The organism is Leptospira limi (assembly GCF_026151395.1).
GTDB lineage: Bacteria > Spirochaetota > Leptospiria > Leptospirales > Leptospiraceae > Leptospira_A > Leptospira_A limi.
In genome coordinates this window covers 1,176,645-1,197,360 of the sequence record NZ_JAMQPV010000001.1, presented here as the reverse complement: position 1 = coordinate 1,197,360, position 20,716 = coordinate 1,176,645, and the positions used below count along the sequence as shown (strand labels likewise).

Annotated in this window: 19 protein-coding genes; 13 read left to right on the top strand and 6 right to left on the bottom strand. The window is 37.1% G+C overall.

From position 1 onward, the window contains the following. Positions 1 to 2: 2 nt before the first annotated feature. From ND812_RS05630 to ND812_RS05600, 7 genes are all read left to right on the top strand, one after another. Positions 3 to 1,415 (top strand): FAD-binding oxidoreductase, encoded by a 1,413-nt coding sequence (locus ND812_RS05630; protein WP_265374638.1) that lies wholly within the window; start codon positions 3 to 5, stop codon positions 1,413 to 1,415. A 110-nt stretch (positions 1,416 to 1,525) separates the two neighbouring features. Then, on the top strand, positions 1,526 to 1,867 hold the full coding sequence (locus ND812_RS05625) for a hypothetical protein (RefSeq protein ID WP_265374637.1): 342 nt from the start codon (positions 1,526 to 1,528) through the stop codon (positions 1,865 to 1,867). Positions 1,868 to 2,124: 257 nt separating this feature from the next. After that, the gene (locus tag ND812_RS05620; RefSeq protein WP_265374636.1) at positions 2,125 to 2,502 is read left to right on the top strand and encodes a hypothetical protein; all 378 of its coding nucleotides are present in this window, start codon (positions 2,125 to 2,127) and stop codon (positions 2,500 to 2,502) included. A 97-nt stretch (positions 2,503 to 2,599) separates the two neighbouring features. After that, positions 2,600 to 4,018, top strand: a complete 1,419-nt coding sequence (locus ND812_RS05615) for a TolC family protein (RefSeq protein ID WP_265374635.1) — start codon at positions 2,600 to 2,602, stop codon at positions 4,016 to 4,018. A 1-nt stretch (position 4,019) separates the two neighbouring features. Further along, entirely contained in the window at positions 4,020 to 5,027 is a 1,008-nt protein-coding gene (locus ND812_RS05610; RefSeq protein WP_265374634.1) for an efflux RND transporter periplasmic adaptor subunit, read from the top strand. A 1-nt stretch (position 5,028) separates the two neighbouring features. Continuing rightward, positions 5,029 to 5,778 carry a hypothetical protein gene (locus ND812_RS05605; protein ID WP_265374633.1) on the top strand — a complete coding sequence of 250 codons (750 nt, stop codon included), beginning with the start codon at positions 5,029 to 5,031 and terminating at the stop codon, positions 5,776 to 5,778. Then, positions 5,771 to 9,085 (top strand): efflux RND transporter permease subunit, encoded by a 3,315-nt coding sequence (locus ND812_RS05600; RefSeq protein WP_265374632.1) that lies wholly within the window; start codon positions 5,771 to 5,773, stop codon positions 9,083 to 9,085. The genes ND812_RS05605 and ND812_RS05600 overlap by 8 nt, the downstream gene beginning before the upstream one ends. 71 nt (positions 9,086 to 9,156) lie before the next feature. Here the strand turns inward: ND812_RS05600 and ND812_RS05595 are convergent, their stop codons facing one another. The 3 genes from ND812_RS05595 to ND812_RS05585 are packed head-to-tail and all read right to left on the bottom strand — an operon-like array spanning position 9,157 to position 11,753. Continuing rightward, complete coding sequence (locus tag ND812_RS05595; protein WP_265374631.1) at positions 9,157 to 10,419, bottom strand: porin; 1,263 nt, start codon at positions 10,417 to 10,419, stop codon at positions 9,157 to 9,159. A gap of 33 nt (positions 10,420 to 10,452) precedes the next feature. Next, on the bottom strand, positions 10,453 to 10,854 hold the full coding sequence (locus ND812_RS05590; RefSeq protein WP_265374630.1) for a hypothetical protein: 402 nt from the start codon (positions 10,852 to 10,854) through the stop codon (positions 10,453 to 10,455). Positions 10,855 to 10,874: 20 nt separating this feature from the next. After that, entirely contained in the window at positions 10,875 to 11,753 is an 879-nt protein-coding gene (locus tag ND812_RS05585; protein WP_265374629.1) for a ferritin-like domain-containing protein, read from the bottom strand. Between the two features lie 64 nt (positions 11,754 to 11,817). Between ND812_RS05585 and ND812_RS05580 the strand changes: the two genes are divergently transcribed. Both ND812_RS05580 and thiD read left to right on the top strand, forming a co-directional pair. After that, positions 11,818 to 12,156, top strand: a complete 339-nt coding sequence (locus tag ND812_RS05580; RefSeq protein WP_265374628.1) for an MGMT family protein — start codon at positions 11,818 to 11,820, stop codon at positions 12,154 to 12,156. Position 12,157: 1 nt separating this feature from the next. Then, entirely contained in the window at positions 12,158 to 12,958 is an 801-nt protein-coding gene (thiD, locus tag ND812_RS05575; protein WP_265374627.1) for a bifunctional hydroxymethylpyrimidine kinase/phosphomethylpyrimidine kinase, read from the top strand. A gap of 16 nt (positions 12,959 to 12,974) precedes the next feature. Here thiD and ND812_RS05570 read toward each other — a convergent pair whose 3' ends face one another. Beyond that, on the bottom strand, positions 12,975 to 15,038 hold the full coding sequence (locus ND812_RS05570) for a sigma-54-dependent Fis family transcriptional regulator (RefSeq protein ID WP_265375911.1): 2,064 nt from the start codon (positions 15,036 to 15,038) through the stop codon (positions 12,975 to 12,977). A gap of 302 nt (positions 15,039 to 15,340) precedes the next feature. On the opposite strand from ND812_RS05570, the gene ND812_RS05565 reads away from it, so the two are divergent. From ND812_RS05565 to yihA, 4 genes are read left to right on the top strand one after another with little or no spacing between them, the layout of a single operon-like run. Continuing rightward, on the top strand, positions 15,341 to 17,269 hold the full coding sequence (locus ND812_RS05565; protein WP_265374626.1) for a SpoIIE family protein phosphatase: 1,929 nt from the start codon (positions 15,341 to 15,343) through the stop codon (positions 17,267 to 17,269). Then, entirely contained in the window at positions 17,266 to 17,583 is a 318-nt protein-coding gene (locus ND812_RS05560; RefSeq protein ID WP_265374625.1) for a tRNA lysidine(34) synthetase, read from the top strand. Before ND812_RS05565 ends, ND812_RS05560 begins: the two co-directional genes overlap by 4 nt. A gap of 32 nt (positions 17,584 to 17,615) precedes the next feature. Next, entirely contained in the window at positions 17,616 to 18,566 is a 951-nt protein-coding gene (locus ND812_RS05555) for a tRNA lysidine(34) synthetase (protein ID WP_407658460.1), read from the top strand. A gap of 5 nt (positions 18,567 to 18,571) precedes the next feature. Then, positions 18,572 to 19,213, top strand: coding sequence for a ribosome biogenesis GTP-binding protein YihA/YsxC (gene yihA / locus ND812_RS05550; protein WP_100726125.1), 642 nt, complete (start codon positions 18,572 to 18,574; stop codon positions 19,211 to 19,213). Here the strand turns inward: yihA and ND812_RS05545 are convergent. Both ND812_RS05545 and lsa25 read right to left on the bottom strand, forming a co-directional pair. Continuing rightward, positions 19,183 to 19,902, bottom strand: coding sequence for a hypothetical protein (locus ND812_RS05545; protein WP_322113645.1), 720 nt, complete (start codon positions 19,900 to 19,902; stop codon positions 19,183 to 19,185). The two genes, yihA and ND812_RS05545, sit on opposite strands and share 31 nt — an antisense overlap. Before the next feature lie 120 nt (positions 19,903 to 20,022). Further along, positions 20,023 to 20,706, bottom strand: coding sequence for a surface adhesin Lsa25 (gene lsa25 / locus ND812_RS05540; protein WP_265374623.1), 684 nt, complete (start codon positions 20,704 to 20,706; stop codon positions 20,023 to 20,025). Between the last annotated feature and the right edge of the window lie 10 nt (positions 20,707 to 20,716).

Genomic DNA, 20,716 nt, shown 5'->3' with positions numbered 1-20,716 from the left:
AAATGGATTTTACAAAAACAAAAACTGAACTAGGAAAACTCATCGGAGAAAAAAAAGTCATCCAAAAAAACGATGGAACCATGGATGATGCCTTATTCGATTCTTACGGAACCGATCGCACAAAAGTATACCCTCCGAATTACCAAGTATTAGTATTCCCTGAATCGACTGAAGATGTAGCATCCATTGTTTCTTATGCATACCAAAATGGAATCTCTATAGTCCCATCCGGTGGAAGGACTGGTTATGCTGGTGGTGCTGTTGCAAAGGACGGGGAAATTGTGATTTCAATGTCGAAAATGAACCAAGTGATGGATTTTGATCCTTTTCTTGGCACCTTACACATCCAAGCTGGGATGATCACAAAAAACCTCCACAAAGAAGCAGAAGAAAGAGGGTTTTATTTTCCAGTAGATTTTGCTGCAACAGGATCCAGCCACATCGGCGGAAACATTGCAACAAACGCTGGTGGTGTTCGAGTTGTACGTTATGGACTCATCCGAGACTGGATTTTAGGGCTAACGGTTGTTACAGGTAAAGGAGAAGTTTTTCGTTTTAACGGCGAAATTTTGAAAAACAATACGGGTTATGATCTAAAACATTTATTCATTGGTTCGGAAGGAACCCTTGGTATCATCACAGAAGCTGTTGTCAAACTCACTAAACCACCCAAAGACATTCGTGTGATTTTCTTAGCAGTCCCAGAATACAAAAACATTTTGGAAATTTTCAAAGAAACACATAACTTCGATTTACCTTTATTAGCGTTTGAGTTTTTAACCGATTATTGTTTGGATAAAGTGAAAGAACACTTAGGTGTTCCAGACCCATTCCAGGCAACTAGCAAGTACTATGTGCTAATGGAATTTGAAGTAAACAACGAAACCGATGAAGAAAAACTCTATTCGATTTTAGAATCCATCACAGAAAAAGAACTCATCACCGATGGATCCATTGCACAAAACTCAAGGCAAAATGAAACCTTTTGGAAGTATAGAGAGGGAATTTCGGAATCACTTTCTCTTGCTTATACCGTTCATAAAAATGATATTTCCCTCCCACTCCGAAATATGGAGGCCTTTTTAGGGGAAATGACTGCTCTTCTTTCCCAAAAATACCAAGGATTTTCCATTGCTCTTTTTGGTCATATCGGAGATGGAAACCTTCACTTAAACATTGTGAAACCAAAAGACCTGTCGGATGAAGTATTCTTCAAACAATGCAAACAAGTGGACCCTGAGATGTTCCAACTGATCCAAAAATACAAAGGTTCCATTTCTGCAGAACATGGAATTGGACTTCTCAAAAAAGACTATTTGGGATTTTCCCGTTCCCAAGGGGAATTGGATACCATGAAAGCGATCAAATTGGCATTTGACCCCAAAGGGATATTGAACCCAGGAAAAGTGCTGTAAACAAAGACAAAGCATTTCGAATTGATATTTTTTTTGGTCGTTCTGCTTATTTGGTAAGCAATGGCCAAAAAAATGCTAGATTTTAATCAGAGATGGTCTAAACTGTAACTATGTTCAGAAAGATTACAAAAATCGTTGGAGTCACTCTCCTAACAATCTCTCTGGGCAGTGCATTCCTTTCGGAAGAAAATGTTTTGGTACGCACTCGCGGGGCTAAATCCAGCCGAGTGACAGGAAAGTCCCAACTTTCGGGATCTCATTTCCTTGTGAGCCAAAATACAACTTCAGAAGAAGGGACTGGCACAAAAGATTTAGAAGACATCCTCACTTGGAATGGAAAGGGAATCACTGGATTTTGGGCCATCACTGTCACCCAAGAACCATTTGAAGCTACACAATGGAATTCAAAACTCCTTTCTGACCAATATCTAAACTTACCTCCACCTGTATAACTCCTCTCTACCGCTTTAACCTGTGTCCCGTTAGGGGCACAGGATGTTTTTATTTTATTCCAATAGAATTGTTTCTCATTTGCCAAAACTTAACCGACTGTACCAGAGTGGTTTCGCGCTCTGGGCAGTCTTTTTTTTCATACTTTTTCGTCCCATCCACTAACAATTGTGCAGAATGTGAAATCCATTGCACATTCTCAAAATTTGGCACCGATTAAAAGATTGAGTATAGACTTCGGTAGGAATATGTGGACATTATGACGGGAAACTGGTCAAATAAACTGATTGCACTGCTACTTGTGGCAACCGTAGGTTTCCCATTTGATAGCAACTCAGACGCCGTTTCCGAATACTTCGAAGCAAACCTCCAACAGATCAAAAAATCATACACCAATGCCCTAGAAGCACCTGAGGACACTACAATTGAAGTCCCTCAGATCACGTCGATTGATGATAATGCTACTTTAAGCCGTTCACGAGCTGACTTTTTAGATTTTATCAATGAGTACAAAAACTATGATCTCTCAGAAGATTTAATCATCTCTTATATTGACTTACTTTCTATCGGGATACTAATCCCAAATTTACTTTCTTCTCTACTGCTCAACATTCCTCCCCCAATTTCTCTCGCTTAAACCTTTATCGGCACTTACGAATCCGGAAGTAAACCACCTAACAAGGATGGTATACCTGCATTCGTTGCACTCAAGAATTTAAAAAATTTGGTAACTTATGAACGCTTATTACAAAATCGGCATCTACCTATCCCTTCTGTTTGTGACATCCATTCTTTCAGAAGAAATGAAAGTCGCACAAGCAAGTGAGGCTCTCAGGAGACAACTAACGGATGATAATCCAAGGTCTTCCCTTGGATCTAGTCTGTATCCAGATGACCAAAAATACACCCGAGACATTGATTTAGAAAAAGCTGAATCCTTGTTATGGAAAAACAACTTACTCCTCATTGCATCTAGATTCCAAATCGATGTTAAAAAAGCGGGAATATTACAAGCAGGGTTATATGCAAACCCAAACATAGCCATTGACCAAAGTATTTATGCTGAACCTACACAGAGGTATTTTGATACAACTCGTTCGGGTCAATCTGTTGTCCAAATACAACAAGTTTTTTTGCTCGGTGGTAAAATTGATAAACGAGTTAAAGTCGCAGAACTAAATGCTAAAATTTCTGAACAAGAATTTTATGACTTAACCAGAGCACTCATTACAAAACTGAGAAGAACGTTTTATACAATTTACTTCTATAAAAAGGCAGTGGTTTTTTATGACCAAAGTATAGCTTCTATTGAAAAAACAGTAGAGTCCTCTGAACTCGCTTACAAACGAAGAGCTCTCTTACAAGCAGAACACTTACGTCTTAAAGCTTTATTATTCTTTCTGAAAAAAGAGAGAGAAGACTTAGCTATTAAAGTCTACGAAAAAGAAGCAGAATTAAAAATCCTATTGAATGATGATTTTTATCGCGATGCTAGGGTTGAATTTTCACCTAAAATCAATGAACAACATTTGGATTCCATAGTTCCAAATAATGTAAAACTCGAAGATTTAGTTGAGATCGCACGTGAGAATCGACCAGACCTTAAAAAAGCATTACAAACATTACGTTATGAAGAAGCAAATCTAGAACTCCAATATGCAAATGCCATTCCTGATTTATCCTTTGGTCCTGTATATAACAGAGGAGGAACGGCTTTTCAAAATTATTGGGGAGTAACTGCACAGTTAACTGTTCCATTATTTGATCGAAACCAAGGGAATATCCAAGCAGCGGAAAAAGCAATTTTAGTTCGTAAACAAGAACTAAAAAACAATATCTTGGAAGTAGAAAACGAAGTGGCTGTTGCTTACCAATCTGCTCGTATCAAAGACGCTTTATACAAACGATTCATCGATGCTTATATCAAGGATTACGGGAGTTTATCTTTAGATATGATTATGAGTTATGAAAAGAAATACATCACGATCCTCGAGTTCGCTGACTTCTTTGAAACTTACCGATCAAGTGTTGTTGAGATGTTAAAACTCCAAACGGATCGTATGGAAGCCATTGAAAATGTAAATTATGTCGTGGGAAAAGGAATCTTCATCCCCAAGTCCGAAAACCAAACTTATCCAAAATCTGAGGAATAAAATGTTAGTTACCTTAAAATCGTTAAATCAAAAAGCAAAAATCCTCCTGATTTCTGGAGTTGTATTGATTGTAGTCGCTGTTCTGTTTTTGGTGTTTTCCAAAAGTGCAAAACCTGCTCACAAACATCCTGAAAAGGCAGAAGTATTTGATGATGGATTACGAATTGAATTTAAACCCAACAGTCCAGGCCTTGAGATCGTTAGATCAACCGTCATTGGTGGAGGTGGAGAGTTTGTAAGTTTAGAAGCACCTGCAAGGCTTATTGCTTCCACTTCTCCTTCAGTTAGTAATGGCTCAAGAATCATTCTCTTCGAATCAGCCGAGTTAAACGATTTGTATGTCGGTTATGTCCATGCAAAGAACAAACTCCACAGATCCAATAAAAACCTAAATCGTATTAAAGATATGTTTGTTCACCGAGTTGCTACAGAAAAAGATTTGGTAGAATCTGAAACTGATGCTGGTAACGATGCAGCAGAACTCGCAGAATTCGAAGGAAAACTTCGGGCACAAGGATTAAATCCAAGTGAGTTAAGCACGGCAGGAAGTTTAAAAGCTTGGATCATTACTGATGTTCCTGAATCACAAATCTCTACCTTAAAAAAAGGAAGAAAAGTAAAAGTGGTTTTTGCCTCTTTCCCTGATGAAGAGTTTATTGGAACTGCTGAAGCCATCGGGGATAACGTAGACCCATTAACGAGAACTGCAAAAATGCGTATTATCGTTGTGAACGAAAAATACAGATTAAAACCAGGTATGTTTGGTGTTGTAAAATTCCCCGAACAAACTGGTGGAGATAGTGTTGTATTACCTTATACTGCAATTGTAACTGTTGAAGGTAAAAACTATGTGTTTGTCGAAGAAAAACCATTAACATTCAAAAGACGTGAAGTTGTTTTGGGAATCTCAACAAAAGAACGAGTGAACATCATCGAAGGACTTTCTCCTGGTGAAAAAGTTGCGATCCAAGGTTCCATATTGTTAAAAGGTCTCAGTTTTGGTTTCTAAGATGAAGCAGATAATCTTTAGTCTTTTATTTCTTACTGTTCTAGGAACCAATTTATATTCTCAATCATCTCCTTATCCAAAGGATAAAAATGGGAATGAAATCAAACCAGAATGGACTCCTTCTAAACCAAATGAATCTGCTTTTGGTGATGATGAAAAACTAAATCAAAATAGTTTAGATGAAAAACGATTACCAAAAACGACTAACTTTTGGGTTTATGGTGCATCGATTGGTTCTCCTGCGAGTATTAATTTTAATTTAGGTTATTACTGGAAAGACATCGTATTACGAGGGTCTGGTGGTGTATGGGGACCACAATGGAAAGGTGGCCAAATCGATTTGGGTTATACCTTTTGGAAAACACCTGTCATAACTCACAGTATCTCAATTGTAGGTGGTTATTTTGAAGTAAATCCATTTGCACCTGAAGTGGGTCGTGGTGGTCAATCCTCATACCCAACTGGAGTAAACATTCCTGGATACAATAGACGAGATCCAACACAGGAAGATTTACTCATTCGCTCCTATATTAATTCCATCGATTCCAATGTGGCTACTTATCTCGAATACGAAAGTAGAGAGAGACAAAGAGTTCATTTAACTCAAAGATATATTGGAGTTACGTACGACTTTTTACTTGGAAACTTCTTCCTTCAGTTAGGTGGAGGAATTGGCCAAGGCGATTATAGAAACCCTCAGCTTTTGCTACAAATGGGTTACCTCTTCAATACGAGGGAGTATCATGATTAAAGATTTTATCGAAACAGCACTTAAAAATCGAATTACCACAATCATTGCAGCAATTGTTGCAGTATTATTTGGAATTTGGGCATGGATAGACATTCGTAAAGAAGCATATTCCGACATCGCTGACACTCAAGTTCGATTGATTGCAAAATTTCCTGGGAAAGCAGCTGTAGAAGTTGAAGAAAGGGTAACTCTTCCCATAGAACGTGTATTAAACGCAATTCCTAAGGTTGCGGTGCGACGTTCAAGAACCATCAATGGTCTCGTTGTATTCCAATTTGTTTTTGAAGATGGAACAGACGATTATTTTGCACGTATGAGACTTATGGAACGTGTGGCAGATGCCGACATTCCAGAAGATGTACACCCTGCATTAGGACCCATGAGTTCACCTGTGGGTGAGATTTATCGATATGTTTTAGAATCTTCCGAGAATCACACCCCAATGGAACTACGAACCATCCAAGATTGGATTGTAATGCCTAAAATGTTACAAATTCCTGGGATTGCAGATGTTGTCACATTCGGTGGATTACCCAAACAATACCATGTTGTAACTTCTCCAGACAAACTGATTCGTTTTAAATTAACAATCGGTGATGTGATCAAAGCCATTCAAGAGAACAACTTAAATACAGGAGGGAATTTACTCCTCCAAGGGGAACAAGGTTTTCCTATCCGTTCTCTCGGAGCCATTCGGGATCCTAAACACATTGAAAACATCGTAGTCAAAACTGTGAATGGAGTTCCTGTGTTTATCCGTGATTTGGGTTCGGTTGAAATTTCTCATCCGATTCCAAGTGGGGTTTTGGGTTATACAGTCCAAAACGAAGAAGAAGGTTTAATTGATGTTGACTCATCTGTCCAAGGTTTGGTGGCGATGCGACGTTGGGGAGATCCCAATGAAATGGGAGAACGTATCCGTGAAAAAGTCAAAGAAATCAATGAAAACTACCTTCCTAAGGGAGTTCAACTTCGTAACACATATGACAGAACAGATTTAGTAAATTATACTCTTCGAACGATTGGAAAAACATTGGTTGAAGGTGTTGTTGTCGTAAGTTTAGTATTAATTTTCTTTATTGGAAGTGTAAGAGCAAGTCTTGTCGTTGTGGCAACCATTCCATTTGCCATGTTGTTTGCATTTTTACTCATGAACATGTCAGGAATTCCTGCAAGTTTACTTTCGTTAGGTGCCATTGACTTCGGTATTATCGTTGATGGTGCCGTCATCATGGTGGAAAATATCATGCGGCGTTATCGTGATGCAACACCTGAAGAAAAATCGCATGGGATCCTCGCATTTACAAGAGATTCTGCATCTGAAGTTGGAACAGAAATTCTATTTTCCATCTTAATCATCATCTTAGCCTATCTTCCAATTTTCTCATTCGAACGAATCGAAGGTCGATTATTCAAACCAATGGCGTTTACCATTTCCTTTGCGATTTTAGGAGCGCTCATCTTCGCAATGGCAGTGATCCCTGTGATCATGTCGATCATCTATAAACATTATTTTGAATCGGCAAATCCAGGACCAATTGAATGGCACAATCCATTTTATGATTGGATTGAGGGAAAATACAAACGTCTCATTGAATTCATTGTCAATCGTTCTAAAAAAGCAGTTCGTTATACATTCAGTGTTGTGACCATCTTCTTAGCCATTGGTATGTTTACCTTGGGAACAGAATTTTTACCGGAAATGGACGAAGGTGGATTTAACATTCGTATCTTTTTTCCAGTGGGAATTTCACTTCCAGAAGCTAGAAAATTTATGCCAAAGATCAGGCAAACGATCTATAAAAATGAACAAGTTAGCGTGGTCATTTCCCAGTTAGGAAGGAATGATGATGGAACTGACCCACTTCCGCCCAACCGACTCGAAGTATTGATTGGTTTAAAAGACTATAGTAAGTGGAAAGAAAAAATCACCAAACAAGAATTATTACTCAGAATGAAAAATGATTTGGAAGCCACTTTACCAGGTGCAAGGATCAGTTTTTCTCAACCGATTATGGACAACTTGTCAGAAGCAATCATGGGTACGATTGCCGACCTTGCTGTGTTTGTATCAGGAAATGATTTAAAAATCATGCGTGGGATTGGTAATGAAGTTCTAAAAGAAATCAAAGAAATGAAAGGTGCCAGTGAATATGGTATCGAACAAGAGGCGGAAAGTCCTCAGTTAACAATCAATATCAATCGAGAAGCTGCGGCACGTTTTGGTATCAATGTAATTGATATCCAACAAATGATTGAGGCCGCGATCGGGATGCAAAGAATTAGTACTTTGTATGAAGGTCCTTCTGACATTCCGCCAAAAACTCCAGCTCGTTTTGGAATCGTAGTTCGATTTTCAAAAGATTACCGTGCATCAAAACAAGCGATTGAAAATATGCCAATCATCTCTCCCAAAGGAGAAAGGATCCCATTATCTCAGTTAGCTGATATTGAAGTCATTGATGGACCAACGATGATCTTTAGGCAAGAAGGCCGTCGGGTTGTAACTGTTAGAACAAACATTAGAGGGCGAGACCAAGGTGGATTTGTTTCTGAACTCCAAAAACGTGTTAAGAAAAAAATCAAATTGCCAGACGGTTATGAAATCCGATTTGGGGGACAATATGAAAACCTTTCTAGGGTTGGGAAAAAATTAGCAATCGTCATTCCTATTACAATCCTCATCATCTTCGGAGTATTGTACTTGTTATATCGCAACCTAAAGTATGTCTATGTTGCACTTGCTTGTATACCTCTTTCCTTACTTGGGGGAATTTATGCACTATTACTTCGAGGGTATTACTTCAACGTGTCTGGTGGAGTTGGATTTATTTCACTCTTTGGAATTGCAACTATGGCAGGGGTGTTATTTGTTTCAAGGACCAACCACCTTCTCATTGAAGAACCAGATATTTCAACGAAGGCCGCAGTTAAAAAAGCTGCAGTCATTCAATTACGTCCAATGCTTATGACCATGTTACTCGCGTTACTTGGTTTAATTCCTGCAACTTTAGGAACAGGAGTAGGATCAGACGTACAAAGGCCATTGGCAACGGTGATTGTAGGTGGATTATTTTCAGCTATGTGCCTCGTTTTAACCATCCTACCTTCTCTTTACTTAGTTGTAGTTGGGGAAAGGAAACCAGATGCAAAAGAATTAGAAGAAATGAGTCACAAAAAACACATTCCATTTCTAGATTTTGTGAACGAACTGAGTGAAGAACCTTTAGAAGAAGAAGATGATGACGACAATGATACTCCTTCCAAGAAGAAGAAAAAACCTTCTAAAAAAAGGAAAAAATCTTAAAATACGAAACTATCATAAAAAAGTAAGTAGAGTGTAGAACTAACCTCTGGAAACAAATTCCAGAGGTTTTTTTATATCCTAACCGTTGCCGCGACCACAAACAATCGTTCCACTCTCGTCCTTCTATTATGATCCGTTTCAAAAACTGCATCCATCGATTCCCTTTGGATGGCTTCAAAACGTAATAGTCCAGGTAACCAATTCAATAAATCAAAAGTGATTGTATACCCATTAGTTAAAAAACCATTTCGTGTATATGTGGGAGCTAACACCTGTTTTGGATCGTAAAATCTCTCTAAACGCAAACTCACCCTAAATATATCTTCATACCGAAAGCTTGTCCAGAATGTACCATGATACCATTGGTTATAAACTCTAGACTCTCGGCTGATGTACATTGGCAAAACCGGATTGATTTCTTTCCACCAAGGTTCATAAGATAATGATTCCTTTGTCTTTTGTGCTCCGATGTCACCAGACATAGCAAAGGACAACCAATCTAAAACTTTCCATTCAACAATTGTATTATTGTACAACCTGGTTTGTTTTCGTTCATAGTCTGGTGCTTCATTGCCTACAAATTGATTCGCAGTCAGTATAAAATTAGGAGTAAAATGGTATTTAAATTGAGTTCCAAATGCTTTATCTTTATTTTGTTCTGTTATATTTTGCCAACCATTCATCACATGAAATTGAAATTGGAATTTTTCACTGAACTTAGTTGTTAGTCTTACCCCTGAGGAATAATAAGGAACATAGTCGAGTGCCATTGCTCTCGTATAATTCCAGTTATCGGACGAAATCCAAGATTCATGTCCAATATGACCGAAATAAATCCCAGCATCTAACCAAGTGTTTTTGGTTAACTTAAAACCTATATAGGCTTCTTGGATATGTTTAACGGCATTTTGATTCGAACTTAATTCCCGGTTACTTTCTGCCGCATAATTCGTATTGACTGAAGTTCCAAATTGTAAAGCAATTCTACCTCGGATTTTTTCTTCCTGCCACTTTGCATCGACAAATCCTAAATTGATATTAAACTCATCATTCCGAACCGCTTGTGTTGTATAAGCACGTTCTTTTGAGCGAGGATGATTTGCATTATGCGAATAATAAGTATCAACAAAAGCGCCGAATTTTAAACTTTTAGGTAATATATTTGGGTTTTCTTGATTTTGATTGGATGAATCGTTTTGGCTCTTTTGAACGATTTGATTTGACTCTTTATTTTGACTTGTTTCATTCGTTTCCTCAGCATATACATTTCCTGAGAGCAGAAAAAAAAAGGAAAGAATGAAGAGTAATGAAAAAAATTGATTCCGTGTTGGCATGAAATTCCGCTCATTACGAGCGGAGTTTAAAACTCATTTTTTAAGAAGTTCTTTGATCTCTTTTGGAAATGGTAGTAACTCTTCAGGGACTTGGATTAACTTTTTACGATAGTTCTTCTTGTACTCTTTCTTAAATTTTGTATGGCAAGATTTACAAGTCTCATCTGGTTTTCCCACAGCAAGTTTGGAATCAATGATTTCTTTCCATTCTGCTTTTTGGTCTTCTGGAGCCATGTCAGGAACTTTTGTGAGAATTTTATTGAGATAATCAGCATTATCCTTTTTGTCATATAACTTCGTCGCTGGTTTTGTATACTCTTCCATAAAATCATGGAGGTTCATCTCTGTGACTGATTTTGCTTTTTTTTCAGCGTTTAGTACAAACCCGAAAGAAACAAAAACCATCACCAAACTCAAAAATAATTTTAATTTCATATCTACCTTCTTGCGAAATTCTAAAGTTGATTGGTATGAGAATCAAGCCTGTTTTTGCGCATCAATTCTGATCCAAGACCAAATTTTTTGACTGATTCCAAATTGACCCGACCTGTATATTCATCCTCATATTGGGACAAATGGTTCACAAAATCCTGGTCCAAACCTGCCAGGTATCTAGTTTCAGGAAAAAACAAATATCCTTTTGCCCGTCTTGGTGTGAATGGAAATTGAATGAGAGTCAGGTAATGTTCCCAAGAGTTTTTTTCGGGAGGAATTGATTTTTCAAACGCACGCACTCCTCTTTTAACATGTTTCACTTCATCCTCAAAAATGGTGAGCATGATTTCGGATGTTTTTAAATCCCCAAAATAGGAAAATACTTTTGCATACACTTGCGAATAATCTAAGTTAGCTCCTTCAAACGACAATGACATAACTGCTGAAAAGGACTCTAAGGTGTGAAACTGTTCCATTTGTTTCCAAAAAATATAATTTAACGGGATATCTCCAAATTGAACACCAAAATCATTCATCCTATCTATGTACAATTTTAGATGGGATTGTTCTTCTTCTATTGTCTTCACCCATCCATTTCGGATGGATTTTGGCGCGTTTGGAAATGCTAAGATTGCCCAAGCAAACAGTTCAATTGCCATAAGCTCATGGTTTGCAAAATGATGTAGAGTCAGTCCTTTATTGGATTCTAAATTCAAATGCTCAAGTCGTGGAATTTTCACCTTTTTATCAGAAAACTGAAGTAGCGGACTTCTTCCAGGTTTTTGAAGGCGAAGGGGTTTATCGTCTAATTCTTCCTCCCAATGTTTTGCGGGAGCAAGTAATTTATCTTCCAAATTTGGAGCAAGTAACAGATGTTTTGCGTATTCGGAAAGTTTCATACTTTTATACGAAGAAAAGGGATTTACAAAAATCCATTTTCATTGATAGATAAATCCAAATTCAATGACCACTTCCAATTCGAAAAGTCCGAATTTTTACGAATCCGTTTATAACATCGTAAAAAAAATACCAAAGGGTAAGGTGACTACGTATGGACATATTGCATTATTACTAGGAAACCCAAGAGCAGCTAGAGCCGTTGGGTATGCATTGAATTCTCTCAAAAAAGATAGGGAGTCAAAAATTCCATGGCAACGAGTGATCAACCGCGAAGGGAGGATTTCGTTTAAAGGAGATAGTTTTCGCGCAGATTTACAAAAAAAAATCTTACAAACAGAAGGTGTTTTCTTTGATTTAGCTGGTGATCAATTGGATTTTGGCAAGTACGGATGGTTTCCATAAAATGAAAAAAGATTTCCCGATCACACTAACGATCGCAGGTTCAGATTCGGGTGGTGGCGCAGGAGTCCAAGCCGATCTCAAAACGTTTTCATCCTTAGCGACATTTGGAACCACAGTATTCACTTGTTTAACAGCACAAAACCCTGATGGTGTTTCCGGGATTTATGAAATCTCTCCTGATTTTGTTTCTTCCCAACTACAAGCTGTTTCCAATTATTTCCCGATCAAAGCTGCCAAAACAGGAATGTTATATTCTAAGGACATCATCAAAGCAGTTGCGGCATTTTTTTACGAAAATCCAGACATACAATTGGTTTTGGATCCTGTGATGGTGGCAACGAGTGGTGCCAAACTACTCAAGGATGATGCCATTCAATCACTCGTTGAAGATTTAATCCCGCTATCGAAGTTAATCACACCCAATCTAGACGAAGCTTCGCTTTTGTTAGGTGAAACAATCAATCAATATGATCAATTAGTGCCAATGGCAAATAAATTATACCAAAAATTCAATGTGCCAGTTTTGTTAAAAGGTGGTCATTTACCAAACGCTAGTGAAGCAACTGATGTTTTATTTGATGGAAATTCTGTTTATGAATTTTCAAAAACCTTTCTCAAAGACAAACATACCCATGGAACTGGGTGCACTTATTCAGCAGCGATCACAGCCTTCTTAGCTCATGGTAAAAATTTAGAAGAAGCTGTTGGTTCCGCTAAGGAATACTTACACTTAACATTGGAAGATGATATTGTAACTGGGCCCACGCATCATTTAAATCATTTCCCGGAACCAAGTAACTAATCGACTCAATATAAAATTAATACTCGATATTGAGTTCTTTGATTTTTTTATCCAATGTGTTACGATTAATGCCTAAAAATTTCGCAACTCTCGTTTTGGTGTAACGAAACTTTTTCATAGCATATTGGATCAAACGAGACTCAACTTCACTCACAACGATTTCCATTGCTCGCCCATCCAATCCATCCAGTTGCCCTGAGGTCAATCGACCAGACCCTAAATCCAGTGGTTCCATACCAGAAACTGATTCTACGTGATTTGTATTGGATACTTCTACCGTACTTTCAGGCAACTCTTCCATATTCGATAGAATATCAGAAAAATCTTCTTCATTCAATATCTCATCTTGCGCAAGTACAACAGCACGTTCGATTACGTTTTCTAATTCTCTCACATTACCAGGCCATCTGTATTTAAGTAATAGTCGGGATGCTTCTCGTGAGATGCCTTTGATCGCTTTATTATTATCTTTAGTGTACTTTTCTAAAAAGTGATTCATTAAAAGTGGAATGTCTTCTACTCGATCACGAAGTGGTGGAGTATTGATTTTGACAACATTCAAACGATAAAACAAATCTGCTCTGAATTTTTTCTCAGCAACTAACTGTTCTAATTCGGCATTTGTTGCAGCAATGATCCTGACATCTACTTTTTTAGCCTTGGTAGATCCAATGGCTTCAATCTCACGTTCCTGTAAAACACGGAGTAACTTCGATTGTAAATTTAAATCCATTTCACCGATTTCGTCTAAGAAAATTGTACCTGTATCTGCAAGTTCAAACTTTCCTTTTTTATCAGTCACGGCTCCCGTGAAGGATCCCTTTTTGTGTCCAAACAATTCACTTTCGAGTAAATTTTCAGGAATTGCTGCACAATTGATTTTGATAAAAGGATTTTCTGAACGAGAACTATTGTAATGAATTGCATTCGCTATCATTTCCTTTCCAGTTCCAGATTCTCCAGTAATGAGAACTGATGCTCTTGAATCTGCGACGAGTTGGATTTTTTCAAACATCTTCTCCATACTTGCAGCTTTTCCAATGAGTGATCCAAATTTATATTTATTTTTGAGTTCCCTCTTTAATTGGATATTCTCTCGAGAGATTTCCTTTTTGGCTTCTTCCACAAGATTTTGAATTTTAATCGATTGTGAAATGATTGATGCAACAACTTGCAAAAAATCTAAAAACGATTTTAAATCAGTATGTTTATTTTGAACAATAAAAGCATTCACTACCCCAAGTGTTGTTTGTTCACTTAAAATAGGTGCACACAATAAACTTACGTTTTGTGGATCATGTTTAAAATGAGATAAATAACCAACTCGGTTTAAAAAATCAGGATGTGATGCAACTGATTCAATGATGATTGGTTCTCCTGACTCATATACTTTACCAGTGATACCTTCTCCAGGTTGGTAGGTGCCTTTTTCAATTTCTTCTGGAGATAAACCTGATGCAGCGACAATGCGTAATAAGGCTTCCTCTTTATTGAATAAGACAATACTACCCTTCTCCAAACGAAGTGATTTCTCCATTGTCACCATGATGGAATCAAACACTTCATTTTGGTCTAATGTAGAACTGACAACCTTTGATATTTCGATGAGGGTTGCTTGGATTTTTGTTCGTTGTTCTAGGGAGCGAATCGTTTGTAAGTTTTTAAAGATCTGTCCCGCTTGGTTTGCAAGGACACTTACAATCTCCAACATATCTGGTGTAAATGCATTCAATCGATTTGAATCGAGCGAGATCACACCAATGATATCATCTTCTACAATCATTGGAGCGACTAATTCGGATTTGATTTCCTCTTTGACCTGAATGTAATCCGGATCTTTAGAAACATCATTAACCAATTTTGCCTTTCCAGTGGATGCGGCCACCCCTGTAATCCCTTGGCCAATTTTCAATTTGGTTTCCCTGAGTAATTGTTGGTTCATGCCACGAGAAGTAACGGCATCGAGGACACTCTGTTTCTCATCGATGAGCATAAGAGAGCCCGATTCCACCCCACAGATTTGAATACAACGGTCCAAAATGAGTTCCAAAAGGCCATCGGGGTCTTGGGTGGAATTCATTGCCGTAGCTACTTCGTGGATGGATTGGATGGGATTGAATTTTTTCGCGCTCATAGGTTTTGCTCTTTGTTATTACGGATTGCTGGAAAGGAACACAGATTCAATTTGCTTATTTTCTCATCACAATGCACGGTAAGCAAACAATTAAACGATTTTTTCAACATTTCACTTGCCTTCCTTTCGATTTCAGCAGAAAAAACAACATTTGCTTATAGATTAAGCACAAATCGTACCAGGTTTCTTGGATCGACACGAAATTCTTGTAGCAGACGAAAAAAGAAATCGGATACCCTGGCTCTGTGATGAACGAGGAATCGGATTTTGAAAGGATCTGTCTGTTATGCGCCGAACCTCGGGTACCCAGCGGACTCACCCAAAAAGGCCGTTTTTTTTGCCAAACATGCCAAAGGGAATGGATCTTAGAAAAAAGGAAAATTCCTCGTGTTGGTAAAAATGTTCTCAATTCAGAAGAAAAGACAGAATTCCTTTTAGAAAACCTTTCCCTCTTTAATTCATCACTTGGTTTAGAAGACCTAATGTTTCGATTTAGTGAACTGATTGCAGATCGATTAAAAAAAGATAAAATCGCAATATTTATCACCAACCTCGAGTTAGGTGAAATTAAATTAGCACATTATTACTCAAAACAAAAATACTTACAAAGAGCCATCAAACGTTTTACCCTAGATTATGATTTGAGTTATGGAATCCTAGTGGAAGCTATGGCGAATCGTGAGCCTTGTTTTTATAAGTTCAGTGACCAAACTCATCCTTTTTATTCTTTTTATTCAAAACTTACAGGAACAAAGTCACAATTAGTATTACCAATCTTATATGCAAATATAGCTGTAGGGATGATTACAATTGACTACGATGAAGAGGATCCAACTGAATACATCGAAGATGAGGAAATACTTAAAATTGTAGTCGGACAATTTGCTGTATCTCTAAGAAATTCTCTTTTATTCTCCAAATCAAAAAATCAGTCAAAACATTTCAGAAGTTTGCATACAGCTGCTCTTACACTTAGCCAATTGTATTTAAACAATCATAATGAAATGATACGTATGATCCTACTCACCTTGTCTGGAATTGTAGACTCTTCCATTTCCTGTTTAATTGAATACCCAATTGATAGCTCTAAGGTTAAAGTATTTAAAGTGTATCGAGATTTGGATAATTATGAATTAAAAACTCATACAGACTCCATTGAATCAAAAGAATTAACTTCAATTTTACAAACAAAAGAAATTATGACAATTGATCCCATTAAGATTCCAATCTTAGGAACTTTAGGAATCGTTGGGAAAGAATCAATAATCGTTCCAGTCAAATTAGAAAATGGAACCATCTGTATTTTTATATTAGCAAAACAAGATACTAGATTTCCAAATGAAGAAATCGAAGCTTTAAATGCATTTGTTTCCCTCGCTCGAATTACAATGGAAAATTCCAATTTGTACCAAAACCTTTCGAACAAAGAAAGATTGGAAAAAGAAATTGAAATTGCAAAAGAAATCCAAAGTAATCTTTTACCTAGACATGCACCTGAAGCAGAGGGTTTTTCCTTTGGTGGATTCATGGTTCCTGCGCGCGGAATCGGTGGTGATTATTACGATTTTATCCTGTCACCGAATCGAAATGAATTGTTTGTGTGTATCGGAGACGTGAGTGGAAAAGGTGTTGCTGCAGGCCTTGTGATGGCGACTGTCAGAACCATATTACATTCTCTTGTGAGAGTCAAAGACTCACCTTGGGAAATTTTAAACGATATAAACAATTATCTCTATTCTAGTTATAAGGAAGCCATTACACCGCGATTTATGAGTATGATTTTGATTCGTTGGAATTTGGTGACCGATGAAGTTGATGTGTCTGGAGCCGGTCATGGAAATTTTTACCATTACCAAGTGAATCAAAAGTCTTTACATTCTATCGAAACAGGTGGAGTCATTTTAGGAATTAGTCCCGATATTTCAAAATTCAAAAATGAATCTAAATTACAATTCCATGCGGGAGATACAATTTTACTTTTTACAGATGGGGTAACGGAAGCACGCAATGCATCGGAAAAACAATACGGTGAACCAAGTCTAGAAAAAAGTTTCCTTTCGAATATAGAATTTGAACCAAAAAAGATACTGGAGAATATATATTTGGATCTAAAAGCATTTGTCAAAGAACAGGAACAACACGATGATATCACTATGGTGGCTGTGAGAAAAATATGAATCTTGAAATTCCGGTCTCCATCTCCGCTCATTTTGAATCAATGCTCAAACGAATGGGAACCAATTTACCACATCATTGGGTTTCAAATAAAACTAGATTTTTACTTTCCTATTCTGGTGGAAAAGACTCCAGTATCCTTCTCTTATTTCTAAAATACTTAAACGACAAATACAAAATCGAAACTCCACATTTGTTTTATCTCTCCCATGGAATTAGAGAGATCCAAAAGGAAGAAAACGAAATGTTAGTTTATTTAGAAAACTTTGGTTTCCCCGTTTCGTTTGTAAAAAAAAAATTCCAAATCTCGCTTTAAAACTTAAAAAAGGACTCGAAGAAACTGGTAGATTGGTCCGCTACCATGAACTGAAAAAAATCACGAGAACAAACCCTTCTGTGATTCTGACAGGCCACCACTGTAAAGATTACACCGAATCTATTTTCTTACACCTAACAAGAGGTGGTGGGAAAAAATCGTTTTATACACTTCCTCCATTTGATGGCGAACGATTTTTACCATTAGTATTCCTAGAAGACCAAGAACTAAAGGATCTTTATGAATATGTATCAAACCATCTGCGAATTTTTGAAGATGAGTCAAATTCAGATCCCATTTACAAACGAAATCGAATCCGAATGGAATTGTTACCGATACTGGAACGAGAGAAATGGAATTTTCATAAAACATATTGGAATTTCCATGATCGATCACAACTCAATATCCAATTTGATGGACTCGCGAGTCCAAACCAAACGACATCTCCCAAAATGTTTCGGATCCCACATGAAACATGGATGAGTTTAAAATTACCTGCAAAAAAAGAATTAATCGACTTTCATTTAAAATTAATGGGAATGTATCCACTTTATAAATCCGGATTTGAAAATTTTCATCTACAATCAGAAGGAGAAAGAGCATTTTTAGAAAACAAAAATTGCTATTTATACAAATCAAAGTTTGGTGATCTTTTTATCATTGATAAAAAGTCTTCCGCATTTAAAAAAGCAATCTCTTATCGTGAAGGAAACCAACTTACGATTGAATGGAATCAAAACCAATTTAGAATCAAAGACCCTGAAGAAAGGTATTCACTTGGATCATGGCATCATGGACAAAAAATTCAAATTCGCTCAGGGAACAAGGAAATTTCAGAATGTATGCGGGAGAATGGTATTCCATTTTTCCTTAGAACTTTTATTCCCATCCTTTATTTTGAAAATGAACCGATTCAAATTTTATTTTCGCTCTTCTCCAAAAACGAAAAGAATTATCCCAAACGAATCTATTTGGAAAGGTGATCTAGATGCATAAATATTCCAAAGAAATTCCTTTTCCCGAAACTAAATTTTTCACGTCTATTGCCAAATTGGAAGAAAAGGAAGATTTAGACTCGGTTCAATCCATTGCATTTATGGGTAGATCCAACTCTGGAAAATCTAGTTTGCTCAATGCGTTATCCAATCATAGAGGTCTTGCAAAAGTATCAAAAACTCCTGGAAAAACAAAACTAATCAACATTTTCAGAACCAAAGTTGGCTTTAATTTGATCGACTTACCAGGATTTGGTTATTCAAAAGCATCTCACAAAGAACATAAAGATATGATGAATCTTTTAGAAGGATTTCTCAATTCATGGAAACAACTTAAAGTTTTATTTATACTATGTGATTCTCAAAGGGAGTTTCCAGAAGAGGAGTTGTCTACAATCGAAGTTGCAATGGAAAAAAAAATTAAACCCGTTGTGATCAGAACGAAAATTGATAAATTAAATCAAAGTGGGCAACACAAAGTACGAACAGAAATGGAAGATGCTATGAATGAAATAGGAGTTCCGTTTCGCGTATTTTATATTTCTGCGACTACGGGAAGAGGAATTGGAGAATTACGAGAATTTATCTTAGAAACACTTGGAATTCAAACAAACGTATCCAAAGTGGAACCGTAATTTGATTCCATTTTATAATTGAGCATTCCAAAAACATTGGAGGCCATCATTTTTCGAAAATCAGTCAGTAGAGCAAAGGTTTCTTTTAATTGTTCTTTGATTCGAAGCATTCGGACTTCCTCTTCTAATCGTTTTTTTTCAGATTCCAATTCTTTTTGACGTTCTGTCGAAGTTATATCAGATGTTTTTTTACTCTTTTCAGATTCTAATCGAGTTTCCAATTCTTTGATTTTTGATTCTAAGTTTTTTTCATAACTTCGTTTTTGGATTTCTTTTGGATTATTTCGATCAACTTGTTCAGAAGATTTTTCTTTTGCCTTTTTCTCTTCTTCTGCTTTTTGTTGGAACAAATCTTGGATAGATTTCCCATCTGAATATGGTTGTAAACTAGGATCGTCTTCTTGTTTGGAATTTGGTTTTGTCACTGCATGTGTTTCACCACTGACAGCAACCATTCGACCATCTCGAAGTTCATAATTGATTTTGACTTGAACGGATTGAATTTCTCTTCCTTCTCGGAAGGCTTCATTTTTAAATTCCTGTGCATGTCCTAATTCATGCGAAATGACATGTAAGGCAGACATTGTTTCAGGGGCACTTTCTAATTGTCCATGACCGACATAGTTCACCCTTCGATCTCTTTGGAGATCTACATTCATTCGGCTGAATGTGGATTCTTCTATTCTCATGAAAACCTAACCACCTAATGGGTACTTCGGTCTGAATGGATAAAAGTTTAGTATGAAATTGCTTTTTTGAAAAGTAAAAACTCTCCCAAAATTAGGAGAGTTTTTGATTGGTTTGTAAAATTAAGGACCTTGTCTCACACAACGGACATAATTCCTTTGTGTTTTTACGACAGACTTTTGGACTCCATAGGATTGGCGGTCAAACGAAATTGCAAACGCCGTTTCACCTGGTAAATCGTCTTGGTTAGACCAAGCAGTCCAATAATCTTCCTCTTGGGTGGATGGGAAAAATTGTAAAGTTGCCGCACGTCCAGGAATCACCAATCGTTGGTATTCAATTGGAGTTGGTACTCGCCAAGTTTGGCCCAAAAAATTGCTACTTTGGCATGCTGCATACAATTCACTTGTTCCCTGGATTCCAATGGATGAAAATCCTTGGATGACTTGGGGATAGTTGATGGAATTACAAGCATGAGTTTTGGAATCACAAAATGCAACTTGGATGGCACCAGCCCGACTGGAATCGTAAGGATTGTAAATCGATCCTTGAGGAGCCCCCAAACAATCGTTAAATCCTGATCGATAAACTTGGCCATGTGAACATTTTTGCCAAACCAAATTGGAAATTGCATCTGTCACAGTACCATTGCCATTATCACGCAAACTCTGATTTGCGATGAGTCCTGCGAAAAGTTGGTTGGTTTCTTCTGGACTTAATCCAAAGACATCGTCTACAGGTTTCATTTCGCAGTTGATGAATAATGAAATTGCCAAAAGAGCAAAACAGTAATGAAGTTTTTTCATAATCTTAAAG